The sequence below is a fragment of the Flavobacterium sp. UBA6195 genome (assembly GCF_002422095.1).
Lineage (GTDB): Bacteria > Bacteroidota > Bacteroidia > Flavobacteriales > Flavobacteriaceae > Flavobacterium.
In genome coordinates, this window is record NZ_DITB01000014.1 from 16,942 (window position 1) to 30,471 (window position 13,530).

A 13,530-nucleotide genomic window follows, 5' to 3' on the forward strand; every position below is an offset into this window, starting at 1 on the left:
ATTAGTTGTTGTCAATGTTAGTTTGAGTTATTTTATTAAAAAGTTTTTTAAATGGCTCTGTTAACCAGTCAAAATTTATCATGATACCAATATCATTTGTAGCTCTATAAGTAAGTATTATAGCAAACGGTGTCATTAATATTGAAGCCAACCAAGCTCCTAAAAAAGGAGGAATACTATCTTGTTGGGCAACTTTACGACCAAAGGTGTTGATAAAATGGAAGGTTATAAAAATTAAAATTGCAAATACTATTGGAAGTCCTAGTCCCCCTTTACGAATGATGGCCCCTAGAGGTGCTCCTATGAAGAACATAAGCAAACAAGAATAAGCAATTACAAATTTTTCATGAATTGCCAACCAATGATTATTAATGTTTTTTATTTTGTCTTCTAAGTCCGTTTTATTTGATTGTATGTTAAATTCTATACTTGCTACGTTACTTTTTGCCATTTCTATTACTTGTTTTTTTTCTGAATCGGATAGAAGTGTCAAAATATCTTTTTTGTAATTTTCTTTAGTTGAATTTACACTCTTGTTGTTTTGAATAGTAGTTGTCTTTTTGTTAAAAATAACTTCATTTCTTAAGATTACATTTTTTGCATAAGATAAAACATCTTTGTTGTAGCTTTTTTGTAATGAATCTAAAGTGTAATTTAACTCAAGAGCTGTAAGCATTTTTTCTGAGGTAATGTTTCCTTCTTCTATTTCAGAAGTATTCAGTTTAGTTAAATCAATATTGATTACATATTTTTTAAAACTACTTTTTGCAAATGGAAGGCGTTTGCGTTCATTGTAATTTTTGGGATGTATATCTTCATAATAATACCCATCGTATAACTCTAATTGTAAATAGTTTGAATCGTCTTCACTGGTTAAAATTCCTCTTTTTGCTTTTATGATGGTATTGGCACCTAATCCCATGTTGTTGTTTTTAACGTGCATGGTAACCCCTTCTAAAAACTCACCATTATCGCCTGATTTTTTATCTACCTTAATGTTTGAAGTGCCAATGGTATTGAATTGTCCTTCGGCAATAGCCATTGCTGGTTTTTGTTGTACTATATTTTTACGAAGATTTATAAAACGAAATTGCGCATCAGGAATTACATTATTCGCAAAAAAGAACGATACAAAAGACAAAATTCCAATAGTGATTGTTAGCATTTTCATTGCACGTTGTAGAGAAATACCAGAAGATTTCATAGCAGCAAACTCATAATTTTCTGCAAAACTACCAAAGGTCATAATAGATGCTAATAAAACCGAAAGGGGCAATACAAGAGGAACAATTGTAGGCGCATAAAACGATAAGAATTTGATGATGGTAAAGAAGTCTAAATCTTTTCCTGCTAATTCAGCGATGAATAGCCAAATTCCTTGAAGAACGAATATAAAAAACAAGATTACAAATACCGAAGTAAATGTAATCATGAAGGATTTAATAATGTATTTGTCTAAGATTTTCACCCGTACGAAATTAGTCTAATTTATTGATGTAATAATTAGGATATTTTGATTTGGTAAAGGTAAAATGATTTTTTGATAATGGTTGATTTGTTTTAAAAGAATTAACAGTTAAAGTAGTTTTTGTGCCATTTTTTCCCACTTCGATTACTGTGTAAATGTGTTTCGTTTGTACATCAATCCCCACTAAAATTTCTTTTCTTTGATCTTTACTGCTGTTAGGAGTTAATTTGATGTACTGAATCTTTCTTCCTTTTACGTTCTGAAGAATATCCCAATTGTACTTGTATCCTGTATTAAAGAACGTTAGCATTTTGTTCGGTGTAATGGCATTATCATCATTAGCATCAAAGTTTGCAACGGTTATTTCCTCGTCCTCTGGTACTATTGTATAGACTTTTTTTCCATCGAAAATCTTAGTTACCCCCATGAAATTTAGATTGTATAAATTTCCCTGTAGCGCTACATTACCTTTACTTTCTTGGTTGATATTTTCTTTAGGATTATTTAAAGTATATTTAAAGTCAATCACAATATTATTATACGATTTTATTTTTGTCGAAACTTCATCTAGTAACTCTTTCGCTTTTTTAGCATCTTGAGCTTGAAGAGAAAAACCGATAAAAAGAGCAATCGCAATTTGTAAAAAACGTGTCATTTTAAAATTATTAGTTTTGTTCATTATTTAAAAAGTGTTCCAAGGCAATTAAATCTGGTATTAAAACGGAACGGGCTTTACTACCTTCAAAAGGACCTACAATACCAGCAGCTTCTAATTGGTCAATTAAACGACCGGCTCTATTGTAACCTAATTTTAGTTTACGTTGAATTAAAGAGGCACTTCCTTGTTGGGCAGTTACAATAACTTCTGCAGCTTCTCTAAACAAAGAATCTCTTTCGGATATGTCAATATCAAGTTTTATGCCACTTTCTTCCCCAACATACTCTGGAAGTAAATACGCTTCTGGATAGGCTTTTTGAGAACCAATAAAATCACAAATTTTATCCACTTCAGGTGTATCAACAAAAGCACATTGTACACGTGTAATGTCATTTCCTTGAGTGTATAATAAATCACCACGACCAATTAATTGATCAGCACCTTGGCTGTCTAAAATAGTTCTAGAGTCAATTTTTGAAGTTACACGAAAGGCTATACGAGCTGGAAAATTCGCCTTAATAATTCCTGTAATTACATTTACCGATGGACGTTGAGTAGCAATAATTAAGTGAATTCCAATGGCACGCGCTAACTGAGCTAAACGAGCGATTGGTGTTTCTACTTCTTTACCTGCAGTCATAATTAAATCGGCAAACTCGTCCACTACTAATACTATGTAAGGTAAAAAGCGGTGTCCGTTTTCAGGATTTAGTTTGCGGTTTCTGAATTTCTCGTTGTATTCTTTAATGTTACGCACCATCGCATCTTTTAATAACGAATAACGGTTGTCCATTTCAATACACAACGAGTTTAACGTGTTGATTACTTTTGTATTGTCTGTAATAATAGCATCGCCACCATCAGGAAGTTTTGCTAAATAATGACGTTCTATTTTATTGAATAAAGTTAATTCTACCTTTTTTGGGTCTACCAGAACGAATTTTACTTCGGCTGGATGTTTTTTGTATAATAATGAAGTTAACACCGCATTTAATCCTACCGATTTTCCTTGACCTGTAGCACCAGCCATCAATAAGTGAGGCATTTTGGCTAAATCAACTACAAAAGTTTCATTAGAAATGGTTTTACCTAATGCGATTGGTAATTCCATTTCGGCAGTTTGGAATTTCGGTGAAGCAATAACGCTTTTCATCGAAACCATCGTAGGATTGTTATTTGGCACTTCAATACCAATAGTTCCTTTTCCTGGAATTGGCGCAATAATACGAATTCCTAAAGCCGCTAACGACAAGGCAATATCGTCTTCTAGGTTTTTAATTTTTGAGATACGAATACCAGCATCTGGTACAATTTCGTACAAAGTTACGGTTGGCCCAACAGTAGCTTTGATTTGTGAAATTCCGATGCTGTAATTTTTTAAGGTATCAACAATTTTATTTTTGTTTTCTTCTAATTCGGCTTGGTTGATGGTAATACCTCCAGAAGAATATTCTTTTAATAAATCGATAGGAGGGAATTGGTAATTAGATAATTCTAATGTTGGGTCGAATAATCCGAAATCTTGAACCAATTTAGCAGCTAAGTTTTCTTCCACTACTTCTTCTTCAGCAACTTTTTCGATTACAAAAGCATCTTCGTTAACAAATTCTTCTTGAGGAATGCTTCTATCCTCGATAGAGAAATTGTGTTCTTCAGGTGTTTCTACCTTTGGTTTTGGGTCTAAAGTTAATTCTGATGCTGTTGCAATTGTTGGTTTTAAAGCCTCTTTATTGATTTCGAAATTTGAAGGATACGTTTTCAATTCAAAATTCCCCATTTCTTCTTCGTCCTCTGTTAAGATAAAATCTTCTTTAGAAGGAGTTGTCAAAGGTAAATCAGTGTTGATTTCATCATCTTCATTCGCTTCTGCTTCTTGATTTACAGGAATTATTGTATTTACAGCAGCAATTTCTTCATTTAATTCGGATTGTGGTTTTTCAAAGACTTTAGTAAAACTCTCTGGAGACATCTTAATTTTGAAAACTAAAAATAAAACAATTCCAAACAATAGTACAAGCAGTGTTCCTGTTTTACCGATATAATCTTGTATGAAAAGATTCATTTCAAACCCTACAACACCTCCTAGTTGCGGAATATACTCCCATAGAAATCCAAATATGATAGATAGGAAAATGATGAGATAAAAATCCCAGAAAAAGCTTCTCTTTAATTTTCCTAAGGGCATATCTAAAACAAGATAAGCTCCGGTTAAGAAAAAAGTACGAATGAAAATAAAAGAGGCAATACCGAACCCTTCGTACATAAAAAAATGACCTAGATAAGCTCCAAATTTACCAAGCCAGTTTTCGGCTTTTGCATTTCGATTGCTTAATTCGGATACGATGTTTTGATCATTAAATCCTGTAACGAAATATGAAATGAACGATAGTAATAGTGCTATCGAGAAAAATAGAAGTGCTATTCCAAAAATAAATTTTTGTTGTCTGCTAAGTCCCCAAGAAAATTTTTTCTTGGTTTCTGAACTTACACTATTATCGGAGTCTTTGCTAGTTTTTTTGGTCATGTAAACGCAACAATTTTTACAAAAGTAGCGAAATTAAAACAAATATGGAAAATAAATAATGCAGCCAATAGCTATAGCAGTTAAGGCAGCAAAAAATACAGCACCAGCGGCTATATCTTTAATAAATCCAATGCGTTCATGAAAATCAGGATGGACGAAATCGGCTATTTTTTCAACAGCGGTATTAAGACCTTCAATTCCTAAGACTAAACCAAATACTAGGATTTGCATCATCCATTCAAAACGGTTAATACCTACATAGAAACCAGCAAATGTCATTAGTACCGCTAATGATGATTGCACCATTACGCTGTGTTCTGTAGTAATTAATTTTATTGCGCCTTTAACGGCAAATCCAATACTTTTTAATCTTCCTGTGAAAAGGGTTTCGTCTTTTTCGAATTTCATCTTACTTGTTTTCAATTTAATAAAATAGACCTAAAGAAGTAAATTTTCTTTAGGTCTAAATGTAATTTATAATACTGCTAAAGCCGCTTCGTAATTAGGCTCGTCTGCAATTTCTTTAACTTGTTCGGTGTGTAAAATAGTTCCATTTTCGTCTAAAACGATTACTACACGAGAATGCAAACCTGCTAAAGGTCCGTCTGTAATTTCTAAACCATAGTTTTTACCAAAATTTCCATCTTTAAAATCGGAAAGGTTGATTACGTTTTCTAATTCTTCGGCTCCACAAAAACGTTTTTGAGCAAATGGTAAATCTCTAGAAATACATAACACTTTAGTATTAGCTAAAGCACTTGCTTTTTCATTGAATTTTCTAACTGATGCAGCACAAGTTCCCGTATCTACACTTGGAAAAATGTTTAATACTACTTTAGAACCAGCGAAATCTGCTAAAGATGCTGAGCCTAAATCAGTTTTTACTAAATTAAAATCAGTAGCTTTTGAACCTACTGCTGGCAATTCGCCATTTGTGTGAACTGGATTTCCTCCTAATGTAATTGATGCCATAGCTTTTTATTTTTTTGAATTGCAAAAGTAACGAATAATTGGTTAAAGTTTATCTAACGATTACTTAAGATTTTTTTAATAACCAATTCTTAAAATCAAAGAAATTCTGAGGCGCTACACCATGTCCCACTGGATATTCATGGTATTCTACTTCTACACCTAAATTTTCTAAAGCTGGTTTTGCTTTTCTTGCCCAATCTACTGGAATGACTTGGTCAACCGAACCATGCGATACAAAGAATTTTAAATGAGAAATCGCTTTCGTATCGATAACTTCTGGCATAATTTCTTGATTGAAATAACCACTTAATGCCACTACTTTAGCTACTTTTTCAGGAAAGGTTAGGGCAGTAGCATAACTTAAAATGGCACCTTGACTGAAACCAATTAAGGTTACATTCTTAGCATCGATTGGATATTGTTTTACCACTTCATCAATAAAACCAGCAATAAGCTGAACCGATTGTTTCGCTTGAACATTATCAGAAAATTTATTTTCGTCGGCATCAAAATGAATCGCATACCAAGCGTGCCCGTAAGGTTGCAAATCATAAGGTGCTCTAACTGAAATTATGTAACTATCATTTGGTAATTCGCTAGCAAAAGAAAATAAATCTTCTTCATTGCTTCCATAACCGTGAAATAATATTAATAATGGATTTTTATCGTGTTTAACTTTTGGTTCTTGAATTAAGTAGTGCAAGTTCATTTTTAGAAGCTTTTAAATAATTTTTGATAGATTTCCCCCAAAAAAGGAACGATTTTCATTTCACCATTTAAACAATTGATAAAGCCATAAATCCATAGGATGAAAATGAATATCCAAAATGAAGCCGAAACCATCCAATTGTCAAAGTAACCAACGGGATATCCTAATAAAAAGAAGGTTAAGAAAATACCTAATGCTTGTCTTATGTGAAAACTAGCAAATTCACTACGATTTTCTTCTTGATTCATAAATATTGCAATTATTGACCCTACAATAGTTAAATAGCTTACAATTGCTGTTTGTTTACCTTTATTTATTTCTTCTTTCATATCGATTAATTGTTGATTATCAATTGCCCGTTGTTGTAAATTCCGATCGCTTTTCCTTTCATTTTTTGTCCTAAGAAATCCGAATTTTTAGATTTTGATAAGATGTTTTCTTTTCCAAATGTCCAATCATCTTCTGTGGTGAAAAGTGAAATATCGGCTTTGTTTTTACTTATTATTGATGGATTTTCTACATTGAAAACCAGTTTATTAGCATTTAATTTTTCAACTGCAACTTCAAATGGTAAAATCGTTAGTAAAGCACCAAAAGCACTTTCTAAACCGATGGTTCCATCCTTCGCTAAATCGAATTCTAATTTCTTATGTTCGATGTCTAATGGATTATGGTCAGAAGTAATACAATCAATCGTTCCATCTAAAACCCCTTCTACTAAAGCTTTTCTAGTTGCTTCTTCACGTAATGGAGGCAATACTTTATATCTAGTATCGAATCCCATTAACATTTCGTCGTTTAAGACTAAATTGTGAACTGCCACACTACAAGTTACTTCTAATCCTTTTGCTTTTGCTTCTTTGATTAATTTGATGCTTCCTTGAGTAGAAATTGTTGGGATATGTAATTTTCCGCCCGTATATTCTAATAAAAATAAGTTGCGTGCGACTTGTAATTCTTCCGCTAAAGCAGGGATTCCTTTCATACCTAGCTTCGTACTAATAACTCCTTCATTTGCAATTCCAACTCCTTTTAACGTGCTATCTTGACAAAAAGCAATTAACATACCGTCGAAATCTTGTACGTATTGCAACGCAATTTTTTGAAGGTTAGCATTTTGCAAGGCTTTATTATAATCCCCGAAAGCTATTGCTCCCGCGTTTTTCATGTCGAATAATTCGGCTAAATCGGTTCCTTCGCTTCCTTTAGTTAAGGCTCCGATGGGATATAAAGTTGTGGCTTGGTTTTTAGCTCTGTCCAATACAAATCGCACTTGCGCTTGATTGTCGATAGTTGGGTTTGAATTAGGTTGTAATGCTACCGCTGTAAATCCGCTTTTGGCTGCAACTTTTAATCCGTTTTCTATGGTTTCACGATCTTCGTAGCCTGGCTCTCCAAAAGATACCGAGCTATCCATCCAACCTTTAGAAACGTGTAAGTTTGGAATATTTACCACTTCAAACCCAGAAGTAGCAGAAATTTCTTTTTCTATTTGAGTTATCGTGCCGTTTTCAATTTTGATGTCCATCACTTGGTTGTGAAAGGGACTTGAAGCGTCGATAATTTTGGCTTGTTTTAGAATAACTTGCGTCATTTTACAAATTTTTGGATTAGTAGTTCTGTTATTAAAAATAGTAGTGTTGCGATGATAAACCATTTCCAAATTTCGTTGCTTGTGCGTTCGGAAGCAATGTCATTTAAAACGGTTGATATGTTGTTTACTTTATTGAAATTCTCAAAATTGGCAGTCGAAACTTGCGTTAAATCGCTTTCGGTTCTTGGATAGTTGAAGCTGATTTTCTTTAACGAATTGTTAGCTTTGATAACATCAAAATTCCCTGCTTCTTCAGGATAATCGCCAAAAGACAGTTTGCATTTTGTGTTCAAAATTTGTTGCATCGGAATGAAACTATAACCATCTTTTTGTACCGAAACGACTTCGTCTTTGGCTAAAATAGTTTCTAAAATCAGGTTTTCGTTTTCTCCAATGGTATAAGCGTTAATTCCTGTTTTCCCTTGATTTTGTCCCATGTTGTAGAATGTTGGAACAATCAAAGGTGCATTTTGAAAATTACTATTTTGTTTGTTTATCGGTGCCGAAAAAGCGTAAAAAGTTCCCAATCGATTCGTTGTCGAACCCACAAAAACTGAATTGTCTTCGTATTGTAAAATATTCGTAATTCCCGATAAAGTGAAACTTTCTTTAACATTTGGATATTGAAAATTAGTCACTTTTTTCTCAAAAACTGTTTGATATAAAGGATGATTAAAGTTGATTTTTGTGATTTGTTTTCCAGAAGTGGAAAGTTGGGAATAATTGAATCCACCAAAGTTTTTCGCAAAAGCATTTAATAGACTTGGCGTATTTTTCGCATTCGGAATTAAAACAATATTGCCGCCTTTTTCGAAGAAGGATTTTAGTGTTGTTCCCAATGCAATTGGCAAATCTTCTAATTCATTTAATACAATCGCATCTTGATTTTCTATTTGATTGTAATCTAAAGTAGCCAATTCCGTACTTTGGAAATTAAATTCATCAGATGTGAAAATGCGACTTAAGAAATTGTTTTTATCTGAATTTCCGATGGCAATTACATTTGCTTTTTCTGGTTTTGAAATGCTCAAATAGTAATCGTTGTCGTAGCTTAAGCTATTATCTTCGATACTGATGTTGCCGTGGAAATCGTTTTTTGGAATGGTGATTGCAATTTCTGTCTTTTGCGTTTTAAATTTTGCGATGGTTTTTGCAATGGCTTTATTGTTACTGAAAACCGAAAGCGGTACTTCATTTTCGGTTTCTCCAAAAGCTTGAAGTGTGATTTTTAGTTCGTAAAACTGATCTAAGACTTGTGAAATTACGACTTTATCAATACTGATATTGGTTTTGTTTTGTGCTTCGGGTTGGATGAAATACACCACATTATTTTCTGCTAAATTCAATGCTTTTTTACTTTCCGATTGAATCGCATCGGTAATGATAACGTAGTCTTTCTTGGTGTTTTTCTTTTTGGTTTCGACCTGATTAATCAAGTAATCCAACTGAAACGGCATTGCAGAATATTTTAAATTCTGCAATTCTTTTTGAATGGATTTGATATCGGTGTCCCAAAACACTTCGGAATTCGTAAGTAATGAGAATTGTTGGTTTTCGGGTAATTCTTCCAATAAATCTTGAATGCTTCGTTTTAGTAATTCGCCTTTTGCACCTTTGGCTTGCATCGAAAACGAGTTGTCTAATAAAATAATGAGCTCGTTTCCTTTATTTGTGGTGTCTTTGGCGTCAAAAAAAGGTTGGGCAAAAGCTAAAATCAAACAAGTTAATAACAATAAACGTGTCGCCAACAACAACCATTTCTTGATTTTAGAACTTTTTCGGGTTTGAATTTGAAGTTCCTTCAGAAGCTTTACGTTAGTAAAATATTCTTTTTTAAAACGACGTAATTGAAATAAATGCACCAAAATTGGTATAACCAACAGAAAAAGGAAGTAGAGAATTTCTGGATGTTTGAACTGCATTTATTATTAGAATTTGTCAAAAGTACGAAATTCAATTTAGATTACTATAGATATTGGAGTCATTTTTTTGGAACGCGGATGACACGGATTGAAGAAGTTTACACGGATTTATTATGTGATATACTTTCTTCTAATTTTTTAATTTCTTGTATTTCTGATTTCAAATAAACAAATTTTGTTTTTATTTTTTTGTAATCAAATTCAATTCGATTGTTTTTTGTAAAAATGTTTTTCTTGATATTCATGAAGTTTGATATTTCATTACTGTCAAAAGTAATTTCACCTTTCTTCAGCATAGGATTAGTATGCTTAATTCTAATAGTTTCTTTACTAATTTCAATACTATCAATAAATAAAGGGTTTGCCCAAAACTTGTTTTTAATTTCTAGATAAATTAAAGCTAATGAAAATCCAAGAATACTGAATGTATGCCGAGCATCAAGTAAATAAAAGTATACCAATAAAAGTACTAATATGATTATTATAAATGATAAAGAATTAATAATAATTTTTATATTCCTATTCATAATTTATTTAAAAATTGATTGCCATACTTTGTTTTTTACTGCTTACTCAAAACTGAACACTGACCACTAAAATATTATCTCTTCTTTTTCTTTTCCGCGCGTTTTCTTTCGACTGCTCGGTTTCTGGATTCGGTTTTTCTTGGAGTACGTTTTCCTGGACCGCCTAGGTTGACTTTTTTGTTTTTGTCTTTCTTTTGATGAAAAGCTTCGCCGCCTTCTTTTTTAGGGGTTTTCAACAAGAACTTCATTTTTTTCTTTTCCTTTTCGAAGTCTAAATAGCGTTCTTCTATTTTTAAATCTTCTGGAATTGGAAGTTCTTTGATTTCGGTATTCATTAATAATTCTACCTCAATTTTTGGTTCTATTTCACTTGGTGAAATCAAACTTATCGCAACACCCGTTTTATCAGCACGACCAGTTCTACCGATACGGTGCATGTATTTCTCTGGTTCTTCGGTAAATTGTAGGTTGATAACGTGCGTAATATCCGAAATGTCTAAACCACGCGCCATAATATCTGTAGTAACCAAACCTCTCAATTCGCCCGCTTGAAAAGCTGCCATCGTATTCAAACGATAATTTTGCGTTTTGTTCGAGTGAATTACTCCAAATTGCTCAGGAAATTCGCTTTCTAAGGTTTCAGAAACCAATTCTACAATACGTTTGTTGTTTACGAAAATCAACACACGGTCCATTCCCTCAGTTTCGCGAATTAGGTGTTTTAGTAAATTTAATTTTGTTAAGAAATTCGGAACTTGGTATACAATTTGCTCGATTTGTTCTAACGGAGTTCCACTTGGAGCTAAGGAAACTTCTTCTGGAAAATCGAAATATTCGTCTAACATTTCATCTACTTCTTCGGTCATGGTTGCCGAGAATAATATGTTTTGTTTTTTGCCACGCATCATGGTCAATATTGACGTTAATTGAGCACGGAACCCTAAGTTTAAGATTTCGTCAAACTCGTCAATGACTAATTTTTGCAAGGCATCAAAACGTAAAACACCGTCAAGCGCTAAATCCATTACACGACCTGGCGTTCCTACTAAAATATCCACTCCTTCAGCTAGTGCTTTTCGTTGTGTATTAATGTTTACACCACCATAAATTCCAAGTGTTCGCACACTCATGTATTTGGTTAGTTTTTCCACTTCTTCTGCAACTTGCACTACTAATTCACGTGTTGGAACCAAGATAACCACTCTTGGTGATTCATTATTTTGAAATTTCCATTGTTTTAAAATAGGTAATAAGTAGGCGAAAGTTTTGCCTGTTCCCGTTTGTGCAATTCCCATTACGTCTCTTCCTGATAGAATTACAGAATGCGATTTTTCTTGAATAGGTGTAGCGTGTACAAAACCTAATTCGTCTAATGCTTTTTGTAGTGATTTTGGTAAATCGAATTCTTGGAACGTTTTCATGGGTATTAAATTTGCTGCAAAGGTACATAAACTTTTTGGAATGGTATTTGTGTCATGTTGCGAGTGAAAACTAGTTGTATTTCCTTAATTTTATTACTACTTTCGATTTTTAAACAATAATTTCGTCGAAGTTTAGTTTTTACTCCAGCTATGAAATTGAAACTTATTCTTTTTTTATGTATTTGTATGATTTCCTTGAAAGGAAACGCGCAAACTATTGAAAAAAAAAGTGATAGTGTTTCTGTCTATCAAAATATTAATGATTTATCTAAAAAAAGTAAATTTTCGAGATTTGTTTACAAGTTGATTTTTAAAGAATCTGCTTTAAAAGCGGAGAATTTGGTTCCTTTTAAGCCTAAAAAAGAGGTTAAAGTGGTCAAAAAGCATCAAGAAGGAAAGGTTATTCGCGATATTACAATTGAAACGTTAGATCCATTTGGATATTCGGTTACAAACGAAAAGAAAGTTCCAAAACACAAATTAGAGCATTTTGGTAATACCGTTCATATTAAGACAAAAGAAGTCACCATAAGAAATAGTATTCTTTTTAAAAAGTATGATAAATTAGATTCCAAATTATTGTTAGAATCAGAACGTTTGATAAGAAGCCAGCGTTATATTCGCGAAGTTACTATAGTTCCCGTTGATATTCCTAAAAATAAAGACTCCATTGATATTAAAATTAGGGTTTTGGATTCGTGGACTTTGATTCCTACAGGAACTTTATCTTCAACAGAAAGTAGTGCTAAGTTAACTGAGCGTAATATTTTAGGATTTGGGCATTTGATAAGTGGTAATGTAAAAAATCGTTTTGATACAAAAGAGCGCGCCACTTATGCGCAGTATTCTATTAATAATATTAAAAATACATTTGTTAGGTTTGACTTTAACTATGGGAATGATTTTGATAATGATAGCAGACGGAGTATTAATATCAACAGACCATTTTATTCTGTGATTGCAAAAAATGCTGGTGGTATTTATTATGAAAATCAATTGATGACGGAGCTTTTTCCACAAGGAAATGAGATAACACCCAAGCAAGTTTCCTATGATTTTCAGGAATATTGGTATGGAAGAGCCTTAAAAGTAACCCCCAAGTCAAATTCGGAGCGTTATTTTACCAATTTAATTTTAGCATTGACTTACAACGAAAAAAAATTTAATAGAACGCCTAGCCTAAGTTTAGATCCAACAAGATATTTTTCAAATGAAAAGAATTGGATTGGAATGATTGGGGTTTCGAGACAAAAATTCTATCAAGATACATTTGTTTTTAATTATTACATTACAGAGGATATTCCATACGGAGAAAATATTGCACTAATCATTGGGCATCAGGAGAAAAATAGTAACTCAAGAATGTACACTGGGTTAAGTGTTTCTTATGGGAAAAAATGTTCTTTTGGCTATGCTAGTGGTTTTGCAGAATGGGGAAGTTTTTATGATGCAGGCTTAACCGAACAAACTACTTTTAGGTTGGGATTAAATTATTTTAGTCCATTAATTAATATAGGAAATTGGCGTTTTCGACAGTTTATAAAACCCACCTATGTTTGGGGAAATAACCGAGATGAATCATTTAAAGATCGTTTGACTTTACTTGACGAAGATGGCTTGCCAGGGTTTAATAATCGTTTGAACGGCACACAAAAATGGACTGTTTCTTTTCAAACACAATCGTATATTCCCGGCAGTTGGTATGGTTTTCGATTTAGTCCGTATTTCAACATGA

12 protein-coding genes are annotated in these 13,530 nt (G+C 32.9%); 1 reads left to right on the forward strand and 11 read right to left on the reverse strand.

The annotated features are described in order from the left end of the window. Position 1: 1 nt before the first annotated feature. The 11 genes from B4I81_RS00930 to B4I81_RS00980 all read right to left on the reverse strand — a co-directional run bounded on the left by B4I81_RS00930 (position 2) and on the right by B4I81_RS00980 (position 11,795). Complete coding sequence (locus tag B4I81_RS00930) at positions 2–1,432, reverse strand: LptF/LptG family permease (RefSeq protein ID WP_414655069.1); 1,431 nt, start codon at positions 1,430–1,432, stop codon at positions 2–4. A 46-nt stretch (positions 1,433–1,478) separates the two neighbouring features. Beyond that, on the reverse strand, positions 1,479–2,123 hold the full coding sequence (locus B4I81_RS00935; protein WP_291106456.1) for a LolA family protein: 645 nt from the start codon (positions 2,121–2,123) through the stop codon (positions 1,479–1,481). Positions 2,124–2,133: 10 nt separating this feature from the next. Continuing rightward, positions 2,134–4,650: a DNA translocase FtsK gene (locus B4I81_RS00940; protein ID WP_291106458.1), complete on the reverse strand. Its 2,517-nt coding sequence runs from the start codon at positions 4,648–4,650 to the stop codon at positions 2,134–2,136. A 33-nt stretch (positions 4,651–4,683) separates the two neighbouring features. Next, positions 4,684–5,058 (reverse strand): diacylglycerol kinase, encoded by a 375-nt coding sequence (locus B4I81_RS00945; protein ID WP_291106460.1) that lies wholly within the window; start codon positions 5,056–5,058, stop codon positions 4,684–4,686. A gap of 66 nt (positions 5,059–5,124) precedes the next feature. Further along, a complete protein-coding gene (gene tpx, locus B4I81_RS00950; RefSeq protein WP_291106462.1) occupies positions 5,125–5,622 on the reverse strand; it encodes a thiol peroxidase in 498 nt (165 codons plus the stop codon). 64 nt (positions 5,623–5,686) lie between these two features. Beyond that, a complete protein-coding gene (locus tag B4I81_RS00955) occupies positions 5,687–6,331 on the reverse strand; it encodes an alpha/beta hydrolase (RefSeq protein ID WP_291106464.1) in 645 nt (214 codons plus the stop codon). Between the two features lie 2 nt (positions 6,332–6,333). After that, a complete protein-coding gene (locus tag B4I81_RS00960) occupies positions 6,334–6,660 on the reverse strand; it encodes a DUF4870 domain-containing protein (RefSeq protein ID WP_291106466.1) in 327 nt (108 codons plus the stop codon). A gap of 5 nt (positions 6,661–6,665) precedes the next feature. Beyond that, positions 6,666–7,925, reverse strand: coding sequence for a dihydroorotase (locus B4I81_RS00965; RefSeq protein ID WP_291106468.1), 1,260 nt, complete (start codon positions 7,923–7,925; stop codon positions 6,666–6,668). Further along, entirely contained in the window at positions 7,922–9,847 is a 1,926-nt protein-coding gene (locus B4I81_RS00970; protein WP_291106470.1) for a BatA and WFA domain-containing protein, read from the reverse strand. The genes B4I81_RS00965 and B4I81_RS00970 overlap by 4 nt, the downstream gene beginning before the upstream one ends. A gap of 98 nt (positions 9,848–9,945) precedes the next feature. Further along, positions 9,946–10,374 (reverse strand): hypothetical protein, encoded by a 429-nt coding sequence (locus B4I81_RS00975; RefSeq protein WP_291106472.1) that lies wholly within the window; start codon positions 10,372–10,374, stop codon positions 9,946–9,948. Positions 10,375–10,448: 74 nt separating this feature from the next. Continuing rightward, entirely contained in the window at positions 10,449–11,795 is a 1,347-nt protein-coding gene (locus B4I81_RS00980; protein ID WP_291106474.1) for a DEAD/DEAH box helicase, read from the reverse strand. Between the two features lie 156 nt (positions 11,796–11,951). Between B4I81_RS00980 and B4I81_RS00985 the strand changes: the two genes are divergently transcribed. Further along, positions 11,952–13,530: hypothetical protein (locus B4I81_RS00985; RefSeq protein ID WP_291106476.1), on the forward strand; the 1,579-nt coding region annotated here is incomplete at its 3' end.

Excerpts from the sequence above, each read along its gene's own strand:
- B4I81_RS00935 (WP_291106456.1), bottom strand. The coding sequence starts at position 2,123 with ATGACACGTTTTTTACAAATTGCGATTGCTCTTTTTATCGGTTTTTCT.
- B4I81_RS00940 (WP_291106458.1), bottom strand. The coding sequence starts at position 4,650 with ATGACCAAAAAAACTAGCAAAGACTCCGATAATAGTGTAAGTTCAGAA.
- B4I81_RS00945 (WP_291106460.1), bottom strand. The coding sequence starts at position 5,058 with ATGAAATTCGAAAAAGACGAAACCCTTTTCACAGGAAGATTAAAAAGT.
- B4I81_RS00965 (WP_291106468.1), bottom strand. The coding sequence starts at position 7,925 with ATGACGCAAGTTATTCTAAAACAAGCCAAAATTATCGACGCTTCAAGT.
- B4I81_RS00970 (WP_291106470.1), bottom strand. The coding sequence starts at position 9,847 with ATGCAGTTCAAACATCCAGAAATTCTCTACTTCCTTTTTCTGTTGGTT.
- B4I81_RS00955 (WP_291106464.1), bottom strand. The coding sequence starts at position 6,331 with ATGAACTTGCACTACTTAATTCAAGAACCAAAAGTTAAACACGATAAA.
- B4I81_RS00980 (WP_291106474.1), bottom strand. The coding sequence starts at position 11,795 with ATGAAAACGTTCCAAGAATTCGATTTACCAAAATCACTACAAAAAGCA.
- B4I81_RS00930 (WP_414655069.1), bottom strand. The coding sequence starts at position 1,432 with ATGATTACATTTACTTCGGTATTTGTAATCTTGTTTTTTATATTCGTT.
- B4I81_RS00975 (WP_291106472.1), bottom strand. The coding sequence starts at position 10,374 with ATGAATAGGAATATAAAAATTATTATTAATTCTTTATCATTTATAATA.
- tpx (WP_291106462.1), bottom strand. The coding sequence starts at position 5,622 with ATGGCATCAATTACATTAGGAGGAAATCCAGTTCACACAAATGGCGAA.
- B4I81_RS00960 (WP_291106466.1), bottom strand. The coding sequence starts at position 6,660 with ATGAAAGAAGAAATAAATAAAGGTAAACAAACAGCAATTGTAAGCTAT.